Genomic DNA, 22,400 nt, shown 5'->3' with positions numbered 1-22,400 from the left:
ATTTAAATATAACGCTTAGTAATACTGAAACATCTTTTGTACATCTTTATAGTTCTTTGTTTGTGTTAACGATAGCATTAATAATATACGGGCTTTTTGTGGATTAAGTGTACCGGCAGCAACAAAACCATATTTAGCATCATCAATTTCAGCCGCTAATGTCGTAGAGCCTGTCGGAACTCGTGAACTACGCACAACCATCGTTCCTTCTTTACTTGCTTTAGCTAATTCATCAAAAATAGCTTTATACATATTGCCGTTACCCACACCCGCACTGACAATACCATCAAATTTAGCATTCACTAACGCAGTTACAGGTAACGCTGACGCATTAGAGTAATTATAAACAATGCCTACTTTTGGTAAGGTGGTTAGCTTCGATACATCAAAATGTGTTGCTGTTGTATGATGACGCTCAGGCGCACGTTGATAAATAACATCACTATTATGGATATAGCCTAATGAACCAAAGTTAGGTGAACGGAAAGTGTCAACCGCGGTAGTATTGGTTTTTGTTACATCACGCGCATCTAACACGGTATCGTTCATTGCGACCAATACTCCGCGCCCTTTTGAATCTTTATCAACAGCCGTCACAACAGCGTTATATAAATTAACAGGACCATCAGCACTCATCGCCGTTGATGGTCGCATCGAGCCAACAAGGACTACAGGTTTATCACTTTTAATCGTAAGATCAAGGAAATAAGCCGTTTCTTCCATGGTGTCAGTACCATGAGTGACAACAACACCATCAACATCATCTTGGGCTAATAACTCATTAATACGTTTAGATAAAGTAAGCCACACTTGATCATTCATATCTTGCGAGCCAATATTAACCACTTGCTCACCACTGACATCCGCAATTTTTGTCATTGACGGCACAGCTTTAATTAATGATTCAATACCTACTTGACCTGAGGTGTAAGCAGACTCCGTTGCTGACTGGCCCGCCCCTGCAATGGTTCCTCCTGTTGCTAAAATTTTGATATTCGGTAAATCGTCAGCCGCGACAGCTAACGAACTCATACACAAACCAGCAACAAGCATAGCAATACAGACAGGATTTTTATTCATCAGTCACACCATAAGTTAGAATGTTAATATTTATTTATGGTATTAATAATATTATTAATAGAATATTATTTTGCGCTGAGTATCACTATTTATACATAACATTAGTGACCATTGTCACACACATAGACCTCGAACCAGCGAACCAACATGTTATAACTGATTTATTAATAACAAATTTATGCTATAGCTGTCATAGGATCCACACCGTAGCACTCCGTTATGCACTCACTCCCTACTGCTGTATGAATATATTGTTGTACTAATTCTATATTTTTAGCTTCCCAAAAACATTGAAAATAACTGTCTTCTACATAAATAAATGTTGAATGCAGTACCATTTCATTAGGTAATTCAGGACTAAAAAAGGCAATATCATTGATATTTTGTTGTTGGTCAATAAGTTGATGTTGGCTTACATAAAACATAAAACATCCCCTAATAAAAACGATTATTCATTAAGTGTAGACATAAAACATTCAAGTTTTCCATCTAGATCAAATATAGCTATCACATTAGAAACCGATAAATTGATCCAAAAATAAGCTCTTTTTTTATATGATTAATTACTTTATAGCGATTTTTTTAAACAAAATAATCATTTATATGTTAGATATTATTAATAATGGTTTTTAAATTTACAATTTTGGGTTGTTATTTGAGCAATAGTTATTATTATGAACAAATTAACCTCACAAGGATATTGAGAGCTACATTTTATAAAGGGTTAACAAGCATTTTACTGTATCCTAGGGGTCTTTTACGCGCTTGCCGCAATAATGCGACCAGCTGAACAAATGCTCCTTACTTAGATATTTTTATGCATTTCAATCAAAATATACCCGTACGTTTCCCTAAAGGGATTTTTGCAATGTGGAGCGTTTACAGTTTCACAGGCGCCGCTATTCTTGCTTCAATCGTGTTTTCACTGTTGTTGTTTTTATCTATTGATGATGACCCCTTGATGAAATTTCTCTTTGGCGGCTTAGCTGTCATTTTTGAATTGGGAAAATTCTTTGCATGGTACGAAGTTGGGGAACGTAAAGCACGACGTAACTACAGTGGCACATTTACAGCCTTTACGTTTTATGCAGTATTAGCCGCAATTTCGATTGGAGGCTCTGTTGGTGGTATTAATAGCGCAACCAATAAAGCGTACAGTGAAGCTAATGTACAGCAGAGTAAAATCAATGCGTTTAATATGCAAATTCAAGCTATTGAAAAACAAATTGATCTTAATAATGTTGCCGCTAAAAAATACATCCAGATGGAACGAATTGCTTCTGGTGTCACTCGCATTCAAAAAGCAAATGAAAAATTACGCAAGCAACAACAACAAATAGCAATAGAACGCGATACCACACCAATTGTCGGTCAAGGATCTGTACTTGGGCTAATTGATAGCCTTGCAACAACATTTAATGTCAGCAATCAAGCGGCTCAGTTGGGATTAGTTATTTTCCTATCAGTATTGCTCGATTTCTTTGCAGCATTTTTTGTGGGTTTAATTGGTGAAGAAAATCGCTTCCGTTATCAGTTTAAGCGTCAACAATTATTATCAGTTAATGGCTATAGCATCCAAGATCAACCACAGTTATTAACCCATTTTGATCCATCAGCTGTTGGAACATCATCTATTACCGACATCAGTGATGACGAAATTATTGTTGAAGATATTGAGCCAGAGCCGCCAAAAACAGCGTATGAACAAGCTATCGAAGCGCTCACTAAAAATCAAGTTAACTGTAGTAAACGTGCAGTAAGCCAATTACTCAAGCTCACAACAGATGAAGTTGATGCTATTTTTCATCAGCTACTTGATCAAGGTATTGTGAGTAAAAAACCCAATAACCATTATCAATGGCGTGGTGTTAATACAGTAGCAAGTTAAGCGTTCAATTTAGCCTCTTACTAAGCTCAAAATAGTGCTGCTATTTTGGGCTTTTTTACACCCAAAAAGTGTCAACAATGACATCTAGCTGATTAATTTTAATCCATTGGTACGCCTTATGATTAAAATTAATTATTCACTTATTTATCTCAAGCATAAATTTATAAATACAGGTAGAATCGCCACACTTTTTTCAGAAACATGTTTTCTAATGATTACTTTTAGTCGTCTCAAGCAACTCTGCACCCACTCATTTATCGCCGTAAGTACCTTGACGCTGATTGGTTGTGCACAACCGTTATCAACAGTAAAAACAGCAACATATAGCAATGTTGATAACTTCAATACCACTTTGTATCAAAAGGTATTACCGTATACTCAAGCTAATCCTAATAAGACCGCTTTTTACCCTTTAGGTGATGGTCAAGCTGCACTACTTGCACGCTTAGCTATTATTGAAAGCGCCCAAAAAACGGTCGACGTGCAATATTATATCTACCGTGATGACGCAACCAGTAATTTACTGACTTGGTATTTATATCAAGCAGCAGAACGGGGCGTTCGAGTTCGTCTACTGTTAGATGACATGCAAAATCGTGATGATCAAGCATTAGCAGACTTATCCGCACATCCTAACGTAGAAGTCCGTTTATTTAATACTTTTGGTAATCGTAGTTTTAAACCATTTAGTTTTTTAACTGATTTTGATCGTTTAAATCGTCGTATGCACAATAAGTCGATCATTGCTGATGGTGTCTTTGCTATTACTGGTGGCCGCAATATTGGTGATGAATATTTTTCTGCCAATAATAACGTTGAATTTGGTGACTTTGATTTATTAATGATGGGAAAAATCGTTCCTCAGGTTTCACGTCAATTTGACGAATATTGGAACAGTAAACCTGCCATACCGATTGAAATGTTAGTTACTGATGCTCATTTGCCAACTGCCGATCAATTACAGCAATGGAAAAAAGCACAAAAACAGTATTTAACATCAGATTATGCACGTTCACTAAAACAGCATCCATTAGCAAAAAAATTATCCAATCAAACATTACCATTTTATTGGGCTGATGCTGAGCTTATTTATGATACGCCTTATAAAGTAAAAAATAGCAAAGATGATTTATTGCTGCATCATTTATCCGCCATGATCAGCCAAGCTAAAACGGATTTTTTATTAATTTCACCGTATTTTGTACCAACAGAAGTCGGTGTTAAAGAACTCGTAAAAGCAGCTAAACGCGGCTTAAATATTACAATAGTCACCAATTCACTTGCTTCTAATGATGTGTTTGCCGTACATGGATGGTATGCAAAACACCGCAAAGAAATGCTAGAGAATGGGATCAAGCTATATGAAATCAAAACCGATCCTAAAATAAAGAAAAGGCATTCATGGTTAGGTAATTCTCGTTCAAGCTTACATGCTAAAACGTTTATTATTGATCACAGAAAAGTATTTGTAGGCTCTTTTAATTTCGACCCACGCTCAGCCTACCTCAATACTGAATTGGGTGTCATTGTTGATTCGAAACCCTTTTCTGATATTTTTTATGCTGATTTAGATCGTCTTCTAGAAAAAAGCGCTTATCGTTTATCATTAGATAACAATAATGACATTGTTTGGACTGATGATATCAATGGTAAGCAATTTGATTCTGAGCCTGATAGCAGTACGATGCTAAAAATGGGCGCATGGCTTGCAGGTGCGTTACCGATAGAAAAGCACCTATAGAAAATCACTTATAAAAAAAGCCCTTCATGAATATCACCATGAAGGGCTCTATAATACAAAGAACAGTACTTACTTAGCCTTTGCTACGTAGTGCTGTTTTTTTAGATGCGTGCTTTTCAATGTATTCGATAATCATACCGGCAATATCTTTACCCGTTGCTTTCTCGATACCTTCAAGACCTGGTGATGAGTTAACTTCCATCACTAGTGGACCACGCTCTGAACGCAGTAAATCAACACCAGCAACACTTAATCCCATGATTTTCGCAGCAGCAACAGCTGTCTTACGCTCTTCAGGAGTGATCTTAACCAATGCTGCACTGCCGCCGCGGTGGAGATTAGAACGGAATTCACCTTCTGCACCTTGACGTTTCATTGCTGCGATCACTTTATCACCAATCACAAAACAACGAATATCTGCACCACCGGCTTCTTTAATGTATTCCTGCACCATGATATTTGCTTTTAAGCCCATGAATGCTTCAATAACACTTTCAGCAGCTTTGCGAGTTTCAGCAAGAACGACACCAATACCTTGTGTGCCTTCTAATAGCTTAATCACTACTGGTGCGCCACCTACCATATCAAGTAGATCTTTAACATCATCAGGTTTGCTAGCAAAACCAGTCACTGGCATACCGATACATTTACGTGATAACAACTGCATTGAGCGCAATTTATCACGCGAGCGACTAATCGCAACAGATTCGTTAACTGTATAAACACCCATCATTTCAAATTGGCGTAATACTGCTGTGCCGTAAAACGTTACTGATGCACCGATACGAGGGATAATCGCATCAAAATCCACTAAATCTTCACCTTTAAAGTGAATCGATGGTTTTTGCGAGTTAATGTTCATATAGCAACGAAGTGCATCAATCACCTTGATTTCATGGCCACGTTGCTCTGCCGCTTCAATAAGGCGAGACGTTGAATACAATGACTGATTACGAGATAATATACCAATTTTCATTACTATTACTTTTCCTTGCTTTGAATGAGGTAAGAGGCTTCTGGATCAACAATGATACGACCATGCATAGATGTTCGTCCAAGCAACATCCGAAATGCCATGTTGTCACGGCTTGTTAACGATATTTCAATTGGCCATCGTTGACCATTAAAATCAATAGTTGAAACAATAAAGTAACGTAATTGTTCATCGCCACCTGAGTTTCTTACAATACGCTTGTCGGCCACTTTAGCCATACAAACCTGTTCAATATCAGTATTGTTATTAATAGGATGTAACCAAAATTTCACCCATAATTCATCATTTTGAGTAAATTCTTCAATTTTAAAGGTATGAAGACAAGAGCTACGAGCCCCAGTGTCAATTTTGACATGAATATCATCGATACCAAGATCAGGTAAAGTGGCGACTTCGCGCCAACCAACAACAAATTTATTATTTTTATTCACAATTGTTTCTTTATTAATCATTACAATAACCCAACTTCCTAAACAGCTAATTGAGATACTCAAAAATGCAATAACTATAATCGATATCAATGGATCTAATTATAAATAGCTGCCTGCACTTTAATTAAACTGTTATCTATAAATAAGAAAATCATTAACTAACTGTGCACTGAGTAGACTTGAAATAGTGCCAATAACGATGATAAAACCACCATTAAATGATTGTTTTTTAGTATCATTGTTCTTTATATTACCACATCTTCGCCATATAAGATGTTTTATTCATGTTGTTAAGCAATATGTTTCAACCTACTACGATAAGTTAATCCCTTTTTTATCCTGGCAGATGCCATCAACACATCCTTAGAATCCTAATTCTATTTTCTCTTACTACAATAGCAACAAATAATCCGTAAATAAAAAGCCAAATTTGATTATTTTATTTCCAATAAAAACTAGCTAATCGCTCACTCTATTTAATCCTTCAGTTACAATCTCCGAACATGCTACTCTTTCATCATTTATTAATAAGAACTTATGAACATGTCAAAATTAAAACAACAATTATTATTACTTGGCATGGCTGACTTGCCCATCAACACAACAACCACACAACACCTGCATCAATTTATCACATCATCATCAGCGCATTTTGATCATGTTCGTCAACAACGTCCAAATAGTACAATGTCCGATTTATTACTTGGCTTTATGACCTTGCATCATCAACAAGCTCAACAACAATGGTCAGCTCAACACATTGCAGCCATAAAAATGAAAGCTGTTTTTAGTCATACTATTGGTGACAATTATGCAACTAACTTTACTCATCAAGATCAAGAATATCTTTTGGCTTTAACGCACTTATGGTTAATGGTACAAGGCGCATATGGTATTGATTACAGTTACAGCAATGAACAAGCTAAAATTCAAAGTATTGCTCTTATTAGTAATGAAAATACAGCGCCATCAACACAGATTAATACTAACGTAGAATCACTTAGATGCGAGTTTATGCAATCATACTATTTAGGGAAAAACTACAATACCGTTAAATTCAGCACTCGTATCAAGCAACTGTTCAGAAAAGTATAGTCACGCTATATGTTATAACTTAAAAATGACATTAACCGCTGTCTTTACTACACAACTGACTTGTTCTAACTTCATAAATTACCGACAATATGAGTGTATTTATCTTTAATGAAATAAAGTTTGCTTATTGTCGGTCTCATGTATAACACAGTAAATATTCATCGTTTCAGCACAGATAATACTTAAATCAACACAAAGAATTAAATATCGAACAACGAAAAATTGCCATCTTTGTCAACATTACACGTTGTTTATTTGGAGCTCTAGATTGAAAAAGTTATACCTATATTTCTATTTAACCTTTGCCTTACTAACGACGTTATTTGGCATTACCTTTTCATCAATAGCAGCAGCAACACCACAATACAGTACGGGTTGGGTTACCAACCCTCAACATCCTCCTATTGAAGTTAGGCTAATGCTCACCGGTCAACAAGACCTTGCCAAGCATACCGTTCAAGGTTTATTAGAAGTTAAACTTGCGGCTGATTGGAAAACCTACTGGCGATCACCGGGTGAAGGTGGCGTCGCTCCAAGTATCAATTGGGATATGTCATCTAATATCACTAAAGTTGATTGGCAATGGCCATTACCAAAACGTTATGAGTTTTTAGGCGTTGAAACACTGGGCTATAAGCATGATGTTATATTTCCACTTTCTATACATATAAATGACATGAACAAACCAGTATTTCTCTCTGGTAAATTAACCATGTCATCATGTACGAGTATTTGTGTCTTAACCGATTACGAACTTTCATTTGATTTTCTCCCTAGCAAATTACTGCCATCTACAGAAGCCATGTTTCTGTATAATAAAGGCGAAAGCCAAGTACCAAAATCATCACCCACGGTTACTTTAAATACAATTTCTTATAATAAAGCAGAAAAAAAAGTAACCGTTGTTGCAACCAATACCACTGGATGGCAACAACCCGACGTAATTATTGATGGTGATACACAAGCGGCTAAAGATACTTCGTTTTTAAAACCAACCACAACCATTAAAGGTAATACACTTTATGCCACTCTGCCTGTAACTAGTTGGTTTGGAACGCCAAAACTTATAGAACAACCCCTTCATATCACTATTGGTGATCATGATCTTGCAGTTGAAATAACAGCAAAAGCGACTGATACACCCGTTAATATTCCAAATACTAATAGTAATTTACTAAAAATTATTGGATTAGCCTTAATTGGTGGTCTTATTCTTAATATTATGCCTTGTGTTTTACCTGTATTAGGAATGAAATTAAGCAGTATTACTTCAGCTCAAGGACTGGCTCGTCGTCAAATCCGCACCCAATTTTTAGCATCAGCAGCTGGGATCATTGTTTCATTTTGGTTATTAGCTGCTTTTTTAACCGTAATGAAGTTATCAGGTCAAGCTCTTGGGTGGGGAATTCAATTTCAAAATCCATGGTTTATAAGCGCAATGATTGCTATCACGGTGTTATTTGGCGCAAATATGCTGGGATTATTTGAAATTCGTCTTTCAAGTAATACCAATACATGGCTAGCCACTAAAGGTGATAGTTCTCATTTAGGGCATTTTATTCAAGGTATGTTTGCAACATTACTAGCAACACCTTGTAGCGCTCCTTTCTTAGGAACAGCTGTAGCGTTTGCTCTAGGTGCAGATTTGGTGACCTTATTTGCTATCTTCACAGCACTTGCTCTCGGAATGGCAGCACCATGGTTATTAATTGCACTTTTTCCACAATTAGCAACATTAATGCCAAAACCTGGCATCTGGATGGATCGCGTTAAAACGCTATTTGGCTTAATGATGCTAGCAACATCAGTATGGTTACTAAGCTTGATGACCAGCTTCTTTAATGCCACTGTCGTATGGGGGTTAGGTGCCGTTATCTTAGCGGCTATCTTATGGTTATTAGGCCGTAAGAAAGGACGTAAGATCGTTATTATTACGTTAGCAGTAATGTTACTTGGCGCTGGTGCAAGTTTATTTACAGGTAGCTTAACAGCTAATAAATGGGCAACCCCACTACCCGCAGATCACCACTGGATCCCATTAGATACCGCCCAAATTGCTACCGAAGTCGCACAAGGTAAAACGGTTTTTGTTGATGTAACAGCACAATGGTGTATTACTTGTAAAGCCAATAAAATCGGGGTGATTTTACAAGAGCCAGTATATTCAGCACTGGATAATAAAAATATCGTCTTGATGCGAGGTGATTGGACTAAACCATCAGATTACGTCACAGGCTTTCTGCAATCTCATGGCCGTTTTGGTGTGCCTTTTAATATCGTTTACGGTCCTAATGCACCAAAAGGTATTGAGTTACCGGTTATTTTATCAAGTGATAGTGTTCTTGACGCCTTAAAGAAGGCGGGTAAATAAGAATAAATACCCAGCTATACTCTTACACTTTCAACGAGAATATGTGATAGATAGCTGGGTTCTTTTTAGTATTTATCTAAGCGGCGTATTTGCCAAAAATGGCGTTTCCAATATGGATTATCTAATCGAGATATAATAACGCCTTTAGATTGTGATGCGTGTAAGAACTTTAAATTACCTAAATAAATCCCTACATGACGTGAATTACGTCCGGTCCTAAAAAAGACTAAGTCTCCTTCTTTAGCATTATTCCGTTTAACTTGTTTACCTTTTTTAACTAATTCTAAGGTTGTTCGAGGTAGTAATTTTTGATAAACACTAGAATACCCGACCTGAACAAACGCCGAACAATCTATGCCTTTTTTAGACGAACCACCATAACGATATGGTGTACCTTTCCAATTATGGTAAACCCCATCAAATATATTCTTATGGATGGGTAATGTTTGTGCAACATTATGCTTAGGTGTGGATATTAGCGCTTTTACAGTATTTACGGTATTAGTAGCGTCTGCTGGCGGTGATGAACATCCAGCCATTGATAATAAAGCTAATAAAATTAATATCACTTTTTTTGTCATTAATCCATTCTTCACAATTTATCCTGCAATCCTTCAGTGGCGATAAATATATTCAATACAATTAACTAAATATTATAGCTACATTCATCATACTAACGTAAGCAGTAACTAATAACTGTGGCATTGATTCAATTGTTCTATATATTATTATCTATATCCTTCTGATCATACATGAAGAATTATACTATTCAAGAATATAACTAAAACAACATATGACTAAATGACTAAATGACTAAATGACTTATATTCTCAAAGGAGAAACAAAAAAGCTCACACTATCGTGCAAGCTAGAAATAATATAGTAGAAGAAATAAATATAATGAAACGTCATTTTTTATTAATCTAGATATTTTAAGACTAAATGCGAAATTATTATATTTACCATTAATAATGGTTAGAAATAATTTACACTATCCTGTAATTATATTTATTATCAAGAACATAAAAAACCCTATGAAAATAAGAAAAAAATTCATTATTAATCACAGGGTCAGTATTTTATAATATATAAAACAATTATAGGTAAAGTTTAGCCACATCTGAAGGTTCTAATTCAGCACCTTCAAGTGATTCATTCCAGTTTAAACCAACTAAAACACCATCTTCTACTAGCGTGATCATCCAATCTTCAAGAAAAATATCTAATGGTAATTCACTTGGTTGGAACTCAGACCATTCATCAGCACATTGCACTTTAGCATCTGCTTCATTTGACCAAAATGGCATCACTTCAGAGTCTTCAAATTCAGAAGAGGCAACAGATAACCAATCACCCTCTTCGTTACGAAGGCTCCAAACAACGTTGGTTGCTTGTGTTTCTGTTACGAACAAAGCTTTATTTGCTTGGATATCTGCAGTTAATTTAGTCATTATTTTCTCTCAATTAAAGTGCCATAATATGGCTTTATCGGTTAAATATATCAACCTTTATCCTACCTAGATATTTTATCAAAAAAACACCTTTGCAGCATTATTATTTAGTCATTGTTCTTATATAGTATTTAGAAGAAATTAACAGTATTGATCAATATTTTTCTTCACTGCATATGTTGACTTATAAAAATTCAGTGACAAAATGTCAACGAATGTTATCACTTTACACCAGGATGGTATCTTAGGCCTGAGCGCCATTTTGATCATTCATCACTATCGCTTCTCAATATTGCAATGATATTGAGGCAACAACTACTTTTTATTCTTAGGTGTTAACATGCAATCACGTCGTGCAGGTAATATACTAGCGGCATTTTCATTCATTCTTTGGGGAGTATTACCGCTCTATTACCAATACTTGCCTCAAGCTAATACTAATGAATTACTTGCATTAAGGCTTATTTTCTCTGTACCTGTGATGTTAATTGTCATGGTATTACTTCGACAACCTATTCCCGCAATCAAAAATATTCTTGCTGATAAAAAATCATTGGCAATGTGTGGTTTTGCTGGCGTTATAATGAGCGTTTCTTGGTATGCATTTACATGGGCAATCACTCATGGCGAAGTATTAGCCGCAAGTTTAGGCTATTTTATCAACCCATTATTTGCAATCGCATTAGCCATGTTTTTCCTAAAAGAAAGACTCACTAAGGCACAGGTTATTGCTGTTATCCTTGCTATTTTAGGCATTGGATATCAGGTATGGCAATACGGGCAATTGCCATGGCTATCATTAATTATGGGTAGTTTTTTTGCTATCTATGGCTTAACTAAAAAATATATTAAATATGATGCACTCACCTCTGTAACAATTGAAGCTGCCATCCTTACTCCTTTTGCTCTCATTTATATGATATGGCTTTATTTCAGTGGTGATAGTGTTGCGCTAACTTCTGGCACCACCACCTTTTTACTTTATGCAGGGGCCGCACCAGTGACTGTTGCACCATTGATATTCTTTGCTTTAGCACTCAATCGTACCAGTCTTACGATGGTGGGTTTAATGCAATATATTGAGCCGAGCTTACAGTTTTTACTGGCCGTATTTTTATTTGGCGAAATCTTTGATCAAACGAAAGCCATTAGTTTTGGTCTGATTTGGTTAGGTTTAATCTTCTGTACAATTGAAGCACTGCCCGCTATGTTTCGTCGCAAAAAAAATATACTTATAAGTCATTAACCAATAAATAGCCTTTCGATCATATTATTCCGCCATCGTTAGGCTAGTCTTTCTTTCCTTCAATTCTTTAGGGAATACCATGCTAACCACAACAATATCTGTTGAAACCCCGTCAAATGAAATTAAACAACTCCAACAGGCATTAGCAGAATTTGCACATCAGCGTAACTGGGATCAATTTCATACCCCTAAGAACCTTGCTATGGCCTTAAGCGGTGAAGTCGGTGAAGTCGGTGAATTACTAGAGATATTCCAATGGCTAACACCAGAACAAAGCCAACAGTTATCACCAGAAAAGAAACAACATGCCAGTGAAGAGATTGCTGATGTGATGATGTATTTACTTCGATTAGCGGATAAGTGTGATATTAATGTCATGCAGGCTTGCCAAGAAAAGATACAACAAAATGCGGAAAAATACCCGATAAGTAAATGTTATGGCTCTGCTAAAAAATATAATGAATTGAATTAACGTTATTGGATATGAATAAGGCAACAATAAAAAAGCTGACTTAACGTCAGCTTTTTATGAATATTTTATTTTTCACCGACACCGCGGTTTTCTTTCTTCGCAAGTGCTATTTTACCAAAGCCTAACTTACGGAAATAACTATCACGGTATTCTCGTCCCGCTTTACTACACGTTGATACTGCTTCAACCTGTTGTTCCATCTTTAAAAAGGCCGTTAAATCAATACCTTCAGCAGCCGCTACCGCTTCATGAATGTTACGGTGTATATCAAAAGAGAAAATTAGCTGCTTTTCTTCTTCTTTGTAGGTATAAACAATAGTACGTGACATAACGTCCCCAATAGAGCACAAAAGGAGAGCGAATTTACCGTATAAGCGCTCAAGATGGAAGTAGAACCGTCTTTACGATAACGATTTACTTTATAGCGCCTTAATTATCAGCAACTTCACACTGTTTCGACTTTAATAGGCCACGCTGAAATAATTCATTTTCAGCCATAGGCTTATAAAAATAAAAACCTTGAATATAACGCACACCGAGTGAGGCAATAAAATCTAGCTCTTGTTGTTTTTCCACGCCTTCGACAATAATATCCGCTTGCGTTATTTTCCCTAATTGCACTGCGATTTTAAATAATTCTTTTCCGCGTTGACTATCAATATTTAATACTAATGAGCGATCGATCTTAACTTTATCAAACTCAAATCGTGATAAATATGCTAATGATGAATACCCTGTTCCAAAATCATCTAAAGCGATAGAAATACCTAACGTTTGTAATTCTGTCATTATTTTAGCAACTTTATCTTCATCTAAAATCAATAACTCTTCTGTAAACTCTAACTCTACATGATGAAAAGACAACGAACTATTATTAATCCGTTCTATTACAATGCTAGCGAAATTTTTTAACAAAATCGTGTCGGGGGATATGTTAATTGATATTTTGAACTTAGGATTAATAATAATGAATTTTTCAGCGGCTTTTATTGCATTATCCAATACCCACAAATCTAATTCAGGCATTAACCCTAATTGATTAAAATCAGAAATAAATGTTGGTGGTAATATTTCCCCTTGATGATTCCTAAAACGAATTAAAGCTTCACAACCAACAATACAATTATTTTCAATATCAACCTGAGGTTGATAATAAAGAATAAATTCACCATCACCCTGCAATTTTTCAATTTTCTTCTGAGCACGAAGATTATTATGTAACGATGGAATAAAACTAGTTAATCGTGTTTTAGATTCAATTTCATCACTGGTAAATAAACGATTTGAAAATATATCTGAAACTCCAATACCTAAACTACGCTTATCCATCAACTTAAAAAATGGCAAATAAATAACAATACCAATTAACACTAATAATAGTTGCAAAACAGCACCAGAGATTGCACCACCCGTCGCCATATAACCACTTAAAAACGGTGGCATTAACCAACTATGAACCTCACTTAAAGGGGGAACCAGACCTACATACATAGCGCCATAGGCTATAATAAAACTTACGCTCGGCACTAATAAGAAAGGAATAATCATAATCGGATTAAAAATAACGGGAATACCGTATAAAATAGGCTCGTTAACATTAAATAAACACAATATTAATGCCGTCTTAGCTAATAACTTATACCCTTTACTCTTTGCAAAGAACAACATACAGAGAACCAAACTCAGCATGTTTCCGCTACCACCAATACCCGTGAAAAAATCATAAAAATTAGTACTTAAAATATTTAAATTAATACCAAAATTATGCCATTCAGTAATATTTACCAAAGTAATATTATAAAGATCAGTTTTATAGGAATGTAATATATGATGGCCATTAATACCTATTGCCCAAAATAAACCCCGTAACACTTCATAAATTAAGCCATCGATAAATGATGTTGGATCTAAACGTGGAATAAACGACCAAGGAATTAACGATGATAATTGTTCAAATATTTTACGAAAGAAAAAACTTATAGATAACGCTATTGAAATAGTAACAATTGATCCCGCCAACATACTCATCGATATATCGATAAATGACTGATCCGTTTTCCCTTTAAATAGTCTTATTTTTCTTAATTTAGCAATAACTTCACAAGAAATATACGCTGTCAGTAATGACATTGGAAAACTATTAGGAAGAGGAATTAACGGTGAGATTAAATCCCATTGATAAGAAATAATAAAAAATACAGTTAATGACGTAGCAATCACAATACCTTTTGGTATACGTTTTACTGCTGACAAATAAGTAGCAAGGTAAAAGTTAACCAATATAGGGATCATGACTCTTGTCGTTTGGCCGACATAATGAACCGTTTGTCCAAAATCACTAAAATCAAAATAATCACAGAATACCGCTATCAACTCACAAAAGGTTGATATCAATACCAATGGTAACGCCATTAAAAAAACGTTTGAGACTGCGACAAGATACTTATTAACGGATAACTGCGACATCCTTGTAAACATTGGCATTATATTTTCTGCTTTAAAAGCATTATATTCAATTAGTTAAATATAATGCTTTTTTAATCAGGAGCCAATAATTTTCATCTCAAAATCAAGGTTCAACCGTCAAAAATAAAAAATATTCAAGGTTGATTTTTAGCTTCATTTAGCCTTGATCAAAATCCCACCACTATTCAATATGTTTTCCCATAGTTATACACAGAAACAGTGGATAAGTTCATTGAGAAAACATAAAATCATATTATTGCAACAAAAATAAATCAAAAAATGACATTTAAAGTACGATTATTGGAAAATTTATTAGCTGTTTCTAGTTATCAAGATTTAAATAATGAATAATTTGATTTTCACTGCCTTTCCATACCAAAGAAGGATTTCGTTGTTCTTGTTCATATTTACCATCAATCATCACATCAATGATGTCAGCGACCTGCTGCTGTTCAACAGTAAGTTCTGATAATAAATACCCGCTCCATAGCCAGATATCTTTACCTGCACATTCTTGACGTACTCGCTTCACCAATTTCAAAACGGCTGCTACATTTTGAGGATGTAATGGATCACCACCAGATAAAGACAAGCCACGACGTTTAATTCGCGTATCGTTAAGATCGTTAATGAGCTTATCTTCCATCTCTTGCGTAAACGGATGACCCGCATCTAAACGCCATGTGCTTTGGTTATAACAGCCTTTACACTGATGAACACAACCAGCAACAAATAAGCTTACACGCGTGCCTGGGCCATTAACGATATCTACAGGGTAGTAATTATGGTAATTCATAGCGGTTCTTCTTTAATAAAGAAAATAATAAAAGCGCCCGAAAGCGCTTCTAATTTTAAACTTAAGTATATTGTTACAATCTACATATGCTTAACGCGACGCTTAACTTCTTCTTGTTTACCGAAGTTAAACGGACGTGCATCTGGGCTGCCTAAATAACCACATACACGGCGAGTCACAGAAACACGAGAAGGCTCATGGTTACCACATTTAGGACACGTAAAGCCTTTACTAGTACAGTCGAACTCACCAGTAAAGCCACAGTCATAACACTCATCAATCGGTGTGTTAGTCCCGTAATAAGGAACGCGGGTGTAACTGTAATCCCACACGTTTTCTAATGCTTCAAGGTTATGCTGAATATTTGGGTATTCACCGTAACAAATAAAGCCACCATTCGCGATATCAGGGTATGCCATTTCAAAGTCAATTTTATCGTATGGATTAACTTTTTTCTCAACATCCAAATGGAAGCTATTGGTATAGAAACCACGATCTGTTACACCAGCAACAACGCCAAATTCTTTAGTATCAATAGCACAGAAACGGCTACATAAATTTTCACTTGGTGTGCTGTAAAGACTAAAGCCATAACCTGACTCTTCTTTCCATGCATCTGTCGCATCACGTAAACGTTGAACAATAGCAACCGCTTTTTCACGTAAGATTTCACTGTCATAAACGTGAGTCTCATTGCCATATAACGCATTTACTGTTTCATGAATACCAATGTATCCTAATGAAATCGATGCACGACCATTTTTGAAGATTTCAGATACATCATCATCTTCTTTTAAGCGTACGCCACACGCGCCTTCCATATAAAGGATAGGAGCCACACGTGCTTTTACACCATTTAAACGTGTAATACGTGTATCTAACGCACGGCGAGATAATGCTAAACGCTCATCTAAAATCTCAAAGAAACGGGCTTCATCACCTTTCGCTTCTAGCGCAATACGTGGCAAGTTGATACTTACTACACCAAGGTTATTTCGACCTTCATGAATAATTTTACCATTTTCTTCATAAGGAGCAAGGAAGCTACGACAACCCATTGGTGTTTTAAACGAACCCGTCACTTCAACTAACTTGTCATAGTTTAGAATATCAGGGTACATACGTTTAGATGCACACTCTAACGCAAGCTGCTTAATGTCGTAGTTAGCATCATCTTGTTTAAGGTTCAAGCCATCTTTAATCGCAAAAACAAGCTTAGGGAATACCGCTGTTTTATGATTTTTGCCTAAACCTGCAATACGGTTTTTAAGAATAGATTGTTGAATTAAACGCGATTCCCACGATGTACCTAAACCAAAGCCGAATGTTACAAAAGGAGTTTGGCCGTTTGCAGTGTGTAATGTGTTTACTTCATATTCTAATGATTGGAATGCGTCATAACATTCTTTTTCAATACGCGCTTGTGCAAAAGCAATAGGATCAGCAATACCCCATTCTGTTGCAACTTCTAAATGCTTAGAATAACTGACCGTAACATAAGGTGCTAACACTTCATCTATACGGTTAATCGTTGTACCACCATAAATATGGCTCGCAACTTGAGCAATAATTTGAGCCGTTACCGCGGTTGCCGTAGAAATTGATCTAGGCGTATCAATTTCAGCATTACCCATCTTAAAGCCATGCGTTAACATGCCATCAAGATCAATTAGCATACAGTTAAACATTGGGAAAAACGGTGAGTAATCTAAATCATGATAGTGAATTTCACCATTTTCATGTGCTTTAACAATGTCACGAGGTAACAAATGTTGTGTTGCATAATGCTTAGCGACAATACCCGCAAGTAAATCACGTTGGGTTGGAATCACTTTACTGTCTTTATTTGCATTTTCATTTAACAATGAAGCATTGCTTTGCTCAATTAGGCCACGAATTTCATTATTTAGACGGCTTTTCTTTTCGCGAGATATGTCTCGATCATGGCGATATTCGATATAAGCACGGGCAACAACCTTGTGTGGACCTGCCATAAGCTGTGTTTCTACCGCTTCTTGAATAGCGTGAATATCAACATTATCAGTACCGACAAATTGTGCTAATACGGCTTCAGCAACAGATACTGCGTAAGCCGCATCCATAGTCTGAGATTCAGAATCGCTGATAGAATTTGCTGCCCCAATAATGGCATCTTTAATGCGTAAAACATCAAAAGATACACGGCAACCGTCACGCTTAATTACTACAGGCTTCACACCAGGCTCCTAATCTAAGAAAAAATTACAGTGTCACATAACCACAAAATATAGTGTTCTATTTGTGTTCAGCAACAAGATGTGGGGTATTAAGCGCGATCTGGCGCAAAGAAACATTGATCGAGATCAATTTTTATAACGAGCAGTTTGTCTTGTGAACGATGATTATGAGCCGCCCCAAAATTTTGAATGTAAGCTTATTTGTAAAGTTCATTGTCAATAAATTTATTATCACATTCGACAAAAATTTAAAAAAAAACACTTGCCTTTCACGCAATACTTGAGACTATTCGATCCACAATAATTATGGATGTAACACAATGGATTTTTCATCATTCGATACACGCCTTGAGAACACAGTATATAAAAATCTACGCATTGGTTTCATTTGGGCATCTAAAATTTCTTTAATCACACTACTGCTAATAACCATTGTTATTTGGGTTGATTTTATACATACAAAAAATAGTAATTTATTACTAACCACAATAAATTTCGCCATTCAAGGGCTACTTTTCGCATCAAGCTGGCTGTTTTTTGTACATAACAAAACACTGCAACATTATAAAATTATTGCTGCTATTTATGCTTTACTCTTCGGAATAACATGGGGGGGGACTATTATTAACCTCAACAATTTAGGTCATGCTTATGTTATTGTCGAAATTATAGGCAACCTCTTATTTCTAGTTATACTACTTAGTTTTTATACGTATCGAATAGCCGTCTACCTTGCCATACTGCCAATCCTTATTTTTACTACTTGGTACAGCATTGAAGATCCTCGATTCAACTTACTCTTTTCATTTACAAAACTTGCGATTACCCTCATTATTATTGAATCAGGCCGACAACTACTCTTTAAATGGTTTACGACACGAATTACTCAAGAACATGATAATAAGCGCTTACTTAGTGAATTGGCGCAATTATCTTTTACCGATCAATTAACACAAATTAATAATCGTCGTTTTTTTGATTTTGCTATTGATAAACAAATTATTAATGCGAAGCATCACAATACCCCTCTCTCAATTATTTTAATTGATATTGATTATTTTAAACTTTTTAATGATACAAACGGGCATGTTAAAGGCGATATCTGTTTGAAATCTGTTGCGGTAACAATTAAGAATAGCTTATTAAGAAGTAACGACACAGTGTCTCGTTATGGTGGTGAGGAGTTTGTTGTATTATTGCCCAATACTGATATTCATGGAGCATGTCGTGTCGCTAAACGTATTCAACAAAATTTAGCAATACTTGCCATTAATCATTCAGCTTCTGATATTAGTCATTCGGTTACAGTCAGCCAAGGTATCGCTACATGGCAAACTAATCAACGACCCAATCAATTAATTAATAATGCAGATAGCCACCTCTATAACGCTAAAGAATTAGGCCGAAATCAATACTGTAGCGCATAAAAATGAAAAACGTAATGACACAATTACACTCAACTATAACGATGACAACATGATCACATTAATAAATTATAAATAGTCCATTTTTCAGTGAATCTAAGGCACAGTCAGTATTAAGCTAATACTAATAACAAGACTAACTATGCCCTCTTTTTTTACTTGGATTCTACTATTCGTATCATTAACTGTGAGGAATAGCTACGCACAGCCTTTTACTTTGATGAGTTGGAATATGCAATGGTTATCAACAAAGCCCGCATCGCCAATTGCACGATCTACAGCTGATTATCATGTTTTACAGCAACTATTTACGACTTATTCACCTGATATTCTTGCTTTCCAGGAAGTTGATAGTGCAGAGGCTTTATATCGTGTCATTAATAAACAGCAATATAAAATCTATCTTTCAGATCGTATTCATAATACTCAAGATAGCTTCACAAAAAACAATCAATATACTGGATTTGCCATTAGACGAAATATTATTGTCGATGATATTGCTGATTTATCACAATTGAGCTCACCAGCCATAGCTACGGGTATAACAATGCCATTTAGAAATAAATTGCGTTATGGAAGTGTTATTAAAGTCACAATGAATAAACAACCTATTCTATTACTCAATTTACATCTTAAATCAGGTTGTTTTACGGCTAAACAGCTATCAAAACATAAAAGTAAAGCCTGTAAAACATTAGCCCAACAACTAACCTTAGTTAAACAGTGGATTAATACTCAGCACCAAAAATCACGATCTTTTATTATTGTAGGTGATTTTAATCACCGGATTATTGATAAACAATCTTTCGTCAACAAAATCACAGATAATCCAACAATGATAAATCAATTATCATCGTCTATTAATGCTAATTGCACAGTTAAACTAACAACTAAAATTCCCCGCTATCGCACCTATAAAAAACTCATTGATCACCTTTTTGCTACAACAAATATCAATGCTCTCAGCCAACATCAAATTAAATATGATAAACAACAACTTTCACAATTTACACTCAGCGATCACTGCCCGTTATTGTTTACACTGTCGATTGATCTGACAAAAAACATTTAATTACTCAGCAACATAACCACCATTATAATAACGTACATCAGGGATAATATTATGTTTATTAAGGAGACGATACATAGTTGCACGTGACACACCAAGATCTTTCGCAGCCGACGCAACTTGCCCTTTATGTGTTTCAAGCATTGTCACTAAAACACCTTTTTCAGCTTCATCTTTTATCGTTCGTAAACTTTGTTTATTACTACTTTTTTGGGGTAAATCAAAATGATCAAGACTAACTTCATTACAGTCATTTAATAGTGAAACTCGTTTTACTTGATTAATAAGTTCACGAACATTACCTGGCCAGTTATATCGCAGTAATAATTGCTTTGCATCTTCACTATAATGCATCACTCGCGAGCTATACTCTTTAGAAAATTGTTGTAAATAATATTCTGCTAATAAAATTATATCTGCTCCACGTTCTCTTAACGTAGGCACTGCAACATGAAATACATTTAATCGATAATAAAGCTCTTTATTAAATGTTTCTTTTTTTACAGCTTGCTCTAAATCGACACTTGATGATGCAATAACACGCACATCAAAATATTCTTGATCATTTAATTTTTCATTTTCTGGTTGTTGTAAATAATTAAGTAGCTTTAACTGTAATGGCTTAGATAGCTCTTCTACACTATTTAATAATACGGTGCCATTTTTGATAATATTATTATCATTTGTATCTTGAGAGGGATCTAAAAAACTTGCACGCTGATCGTCTTCAGCTAATGAAGAGCAATTAATAATAGTCATATCATCACTTCGACGTTTACTAAGATTATGAATTGTCTTAGCAATAAGTTCTTTTCCAACACCGTGTTCGCCACTCACTAAAACGTTAACATCCGTCATCGAAACGCGTTTCACCATATCTCTCAAATGCTTTATCGATTTAGATTCCCCATATAATCCAATTTCACATTGATGATTGGCATCAACTGAAGATGTCGATTCAATTTCCAACATTCCTAATTGATGACCAGCGGTATCTAATAATTGATTTGATGGTATCGGCGTAGAAAAGAAATCAACACAAAAATTATTTATAAATTGACAAATAGAATCAATTTTCAATTGTTCTTTTTTAATAATAGCGATCCATTTAACATGCTTGGTTTTATTTGCTCGTTGGGAAATACTATTTAAACTAAAATCATTATTACTTAAATCAACAATGCAGACACATGGGCTATATTCTTCTAGAATTGCATCCACCGTTCGTAAATCATAGCAACAATGTGTTTTCCAACCGGCTTGTTCTAATAGTGCAATCCAAGGTTCATAAGTACACCCAATGGCAACAAGACGTCCATTACTCTTCTTTTTATCATTTATAGCTACCATTAGAGTCACCTTTTAAGAAAATAGCCATGTTCGATTTATATTAAAAAATATAGGTAACATCTGCCTATTTTGCATTGTATAAATATTAAGAATTACCATAAAAATATACTATTTTAAAATAATTAATAATATAACTTCTCATATATTTGTTATATTTCATTATATTAAAAAAATATAGAGCAAAAAAAATCATATTATTTATTTGTCTTTTTTAAAAATAAATAAATAATTTTTTATCGTTTACTCTTTTTTTGTACACTTAAGCATTCATTAAAATACAATTATTTAGACATTTTTTTATAAACTAAAA

Annotated in this window: 19 protein-coding genes; 8 read left to right on the top strand and 11 right to left on the bottom strand. The window is 35.2% G+C overall.

Going from position 1 to position 22,400, the window contains the following annotated elements; genetic code table 11:
• Positions 1-15 precede the first annotated feature (15 nt).
• Positions 16-1,080 carry an L-asparaginase 2 gene (gene ansB / locus CIK00_RS05870; RefSeq protein WP_101767981.1) on the bottom strand — a complete coding sequence of 355 codons (1,065 nt, stop codon included), beginning with the start codon at positions 1,078-1,080 and terminating at the stop codon, positions 16-18.
• Positions 1,081-1,256: 176 nt separating this feature from the next.
• Entirely contained in the window at positions 1,257-1,505 is a 249-nt protein-coding gene (locus tag CIK00_RS05865; RefSeq protein ID WP_101767980.1) for a hypothetical protein, read from the bottom strand.
• 392 nt (positions 1,506-1,897) lie between these two features.
• Between CIK00_RS05865 and CIK00_RS05860 the strand changes: the two genes are divergently transcribed.
• On the top strand, positions 1,898-2,968 hold the full coding sequence (locus CIK00_RS05860; protein ID WP_101767979.1) for a Preprotein translocase subunit SecY: 1,071 nt from the start codon (positions 1,898-1,900) through the stop codon (positions 2,966-2,968).
• Positions 2,969-3,179: 211 nt separating this feature from the next.
• A complete protein-coding gene (locus CIK00_RS05855; protein ID WP_101768019.1) occupies positions 3,180-4,709 on the top strand; it encodes a phospholipase D family protein in 1,530 nt (509 codons plus the stop codon).
• Positions 4,710-4,782: 73 nt separating this feature from the next.
• Here the strand turns inward: CIK00_RS05855 and rimK are convergent, their stop codons facing one another.
• Positions 4,783-5,685: a 30S ribosomal protein S6--L-glutamate ligase gene (gene rimK, locus CIK00_RS05850; RefSeq protein ID WP_101767978.1), complete on the bottom strand. Its 903-nt coding sequence runs from the start codon at positions 5,683-5,685 to the stop codon at positions 4,783-4,785.
• 5 nt (positions 5,686-5,690) lie between these two features.
• On the bottom strand, positions 5,691-6,155 hold the full coding sequence (locus CIK00_RS05845; protein ID WP_101767977.1) for an ATP-dependent zinc protease family protein: 465 nt from the start codon (positions 6,153-6,155) through the stop codon (positions 5,691-5,693).
• A 522-nt stretch (positions 6,156-6,677) separates the two neighbouring features.
• Between CIK00_RS05845 and CIK00_RS05840 the strand changes: the two genes are divergently transcribed.
• Both CIK00_RS05840 and CIK00_RS05835 read left to right on the top strand, forming a co-directional pair.
• Positions 6,678-7,229: a hypothetical protein gene (locus CIK00_RS05840; protein ID WP_101767976.1), complete on the top strand. Its 552-nt coding sequence runs from the start codon at positions 6,678-6,680 to the stop codon at positions 7,227-7,229.
• A gap of 268 nt (positions 7,230-7,497) precedes the next feature.
• Positions 7,498-9,600 carry a protein-disulfide reductase DsbD family protein gene (locus tag CIK00_RS05835; protein WP_101767975.1) on the top strand — a complete coding sequence of 701 codons (2,103 nt, stop codon included), beginning with the start codon at positions 7,498-7,500 and terminating at the stop codon, positions 9,598-9,600.
• A gap of 65 nt (positions 9,601-9,665) precedes the next feature.
• Here the strand turns inward: CIK00_RS05835 and CIK00_RS05830 are convergent, their stop codons facing one another.
• Positions 9,666-10,181 (bottom strand): NlpC/P60 family protein, encoded by a 516-nt coding sequence (locus tag CIK00_RS05830; RefSeq protein WP_233426539.1) that lies wholly within the window; start codon positions 10,179-10,181, stop codon positions 9,666-9,668.
• 516 nt (positions 10,182-10,697) lie between these two features.
• Entirely contained in the window at positions 10,698-11,051 is a 354-nt protein-coding gene (locus tag CIK00_RS05825) for a DUF2750 domain-containing protein (RefSeq protein WP_101767974.1), read from the bottom strand.
• A gap of 340 nt (positions 11,052-11,391) precedes the next feature.
• Between CIK00_RS05825 and rarD the strand changes: the two genes are divergently transcribed.
• Positions 11,392-12,297 carry an EamA family transporter RarD gene (gene rarD, locus CIK00_RS05820; RefSeq protein WP_101767973.1) on the top strand — a complete coding sequence of 302 codons (906 nt, stop codon included), beginning with the start codon at positions 11,392-11,394 and terminating at the stop codon, positions 12,295-12,297.
• A 79-nt stretch (positions 12,298-12,376) separates the two neighbouring features.
• Positions 12,377-12,769, top strand: coding sequence for a nucleotide pyrophosphohydrolase (locus tag CIK00_RS05815; protein WP_101767972.1), 393 nt, complete (start codon positions 12,377-12,379; stop codon positions 12,767-12,769).
• Positions 12,770-12,834: 65 nt separating this feature from the next.
• Here the strand turns inward: CIK00_RS05815 and CIK00_RS05810 are convergent, their stop codons facing one another.
• The 4 genes from CIK00_RS05810 to nrdD form a co-directional block, all read right to left on the bottom strand.
• A complete protein-coding gene (locus tag CIK00_RS05810; RefSeq protein ID WP_045028813.1) occupies positions 12,835-13,098 on the bottom strand; it encodes a DUF2960 family protein in 264 nt (87 codons plus the stop codon).
• A 100-nt stretch (positions 13,099-13,198) separates the two neighbouring features.
• On the bottom strand, positions 13,199-15,235 hold the full coding sequence (locus CIK00_RS05805) for an EAL domain-containing protein (RefSeq protein WP_233426538.1): 2,037 nt from the start codon (positions 15,233-15,235) through the stop codon (positions 13,199-13,201).
• A 322-nt stretch (positions 15,236-15,557) separates the two neighbouring features.
• A complete protein-coding gene (nrdG, locus tag CIK00_RS05800) occupies positions 15,558-16,031 on the bottom strand; it encodes an anaerobic ribonucleoside-triphosphate reductase-activating protein (RefSeq protein WP_101767970.1) in 474 nt (157 codons plus the stop codon).
• An 80-nt stretch (positions 16,032-16,111) separates the two neighbouring features.
• Positions 16,112-18,247: an anaerobic ribonucleoside-triphosphate reductase gene (gene nrdD / locus CIK00_RS05795; RefSeq protein ID WP_101767969.1), complete on the bottom strand. Its 2,136-nt coding sequence runs from the start codon at positions 18,245-18,247 to the stop codon at positions 16,112-16,114.
• 320 nt (positions 18,248-18,567) lie between these two features.
• Here nrdD and CIK00_RS05790 point away from each other — a divergent pair, with 320 nt between their 5' ends.
• The gene (locus CIK00_RS05790) at positions 18,568-19,674 is read left to right on the top strand and encodes a GGDEF domain-containing protein (protein ID WP_101767968.1); all 1,107 of its coding nucleotides are present in this window, start codon (positions 18,568-18,570) and stop codon (positions 19,672-19,674) included.
• A 229-nt stretch (positions 19,675-19,903) separates the two neighbouring features.
• On the top strand, positions 19,904-20,743 hold the full coding sequence (locus tag CIK00_RS05785) for an endonuclease/exonuclease/phosphatase family protein (RefSeq protein ID WP_167388521.1): 840 nt from the start codon (positions 19,904-19,906) through the stop codon (positions 20,741-20,743).
• Here the strand turns inward: CIK00_RS05785 and CIK00_RS05780 are convergent, their stop codons facing one another.
• On the bottom strand, positions 20,744-22,090 hold the full coding sequence (locus CIK00_RS05780) for a sigma-54-dependent transcriptional regulator (protein ID WP_101767966.1): 1,347 nt from the start codon (positions 22,088-22,090) through the stop codon (positions 20,744-20,746).
• Between the last annotated feature and the right edge of the window lie 310 nt (positions 22,091-22,400).

The sequence above is a fragment of the Photobacterium carnosum genome (assembly GCF_002849605.1).
GTDB lineage: Bacteria > Pseudomonadota > Gammaproteobacteria > Enterobacterales > Vibrionaceae > Photobacterium > Photobacterium carnosum.
The sequence above is the reverse complement of the archived record's forward strand: the minus strand, read 5'-3'. Positions and strand labels throughout refer to the sequence as shown.

Excerpts from the sequence above, each read along its gene's own strand:
- CIK00_RS05790 (WP_101767968.1), top strand. The coding sequence starts at position 18,568 with ATGGATTTTTCATCATTCGATACACGCCTTGAGAACACAGTATATAAA.
- CIK00_RS05840 (WP_101767976.1), top strand. The coding sequence starts at position 6,678 with ATGTCAAAATTAAAACAACAATTATTATTACTTGGCATGGCTGACTTG.
- CIK00_RS05805 (WP_233426538.1), bottom strand. The coding sequence starts at position 15,235 with ATGTCGCAGTTATCCGTTAATAAGTATCTTGTCGCAGTCTCAAACGTT.
- CIK00_RS05825 (WP_101767974.1), bottom strand. The coding sequence starts at position 11,051 with ATGACTAAATTAACTGCAGATATCCAAGCAAATAAAGCTTTGTTCGTA.
- CIK00_RS05785 (WP_167388521.1), top strand. The coding sequence starts at position 19,904 with ATGCAATGGTTATCAACAAAGCCCGCATCGCCAATTGCACGATCTACA.
- rarD (WP_101767973.1), top strand. The coding sequence starts at position 11,392 with ATGCAATCACGTCGTGCAGGTAATATACTAGCGGCATTTTCATTCATT.
- rimK (WP_101767978.1), bottom strand. The coding sequence starts at position 5,685 with ATGAAAATTGGTATATTATCTCGTAATCAGTCATTGTATTCAACGTCT.
- CIK00_RS05855 (WP_101768019.1), top strand. The coding sequence starts at position 3,180 with ATGATTACTTTTAGTCGTCTCAAGCAACTCTGCACCCACTCATTTATC.
- CIK00_RS05780 (WP_101767966.1), bottom strand. The coding sequence starts at position 22,090 with ATGGTAGCTATAAATGATAAAAAGAAGAGTAATGGACGTCTTGTTGCC.
- CIK00_RS05860 (WP_101767979.1), top strand. The coding sequence starts at position 1,898 with ATGCATTTCAATCAAAATATACCCGTACGTTTCCCTAAAGGGATTTTT.
- CIK00_RS05865 (WP_101767980.1), bottom strand. The coding sequence starts at position 1,505 with ATGTTTTATGTAAGCCAACATCAACTTATTGACCAACAACAAAATATC.
- CIK00_RS05845 (WP_101767977.1), bottom strand. The coding sequence starts at position 6,155 with ATGATTAATAAAGAAACAATTGTGAATAAAAATAATAAATTTGTTGTT.
- CIK00_RS05830 (WP_233426539.1), bottom strand. The coding sequence starts at position 10,181 with ATGACAAAAAAAGTGATATTAATTTTATTAGCTTTATTATCAATGGCT.
- nrdG (WP_101767970.1), bottom strand. The coding sequence starts at position 16,031 with ATGAATTACCATAATTACTACCCTGTAGATATCGTTAATGGCCCAGGC.
- CIK00_RS05810 (WP_045028813.1), bottom strand. The coding sequence starts at position 13,098 with ATGTCACGTACTATTGTTTATACCTACAAAGAAGAAGAAAAGCAGCTA.
- ansB (WP_101767981.1), bottom strand. The coding sequence starts at position 1,080 with ATGAATAAAAATCCTGTCTGTATTGCTATGCTTGTTGCTGGTTTGTGT.
- CIK00_RS05815 (WP_101767972.1), top strand. The coding sequence starts at position 12,377 with ATGCTAACCACAACAATATCTGTTGAAACCCCGTCAAATGAAATTAAA.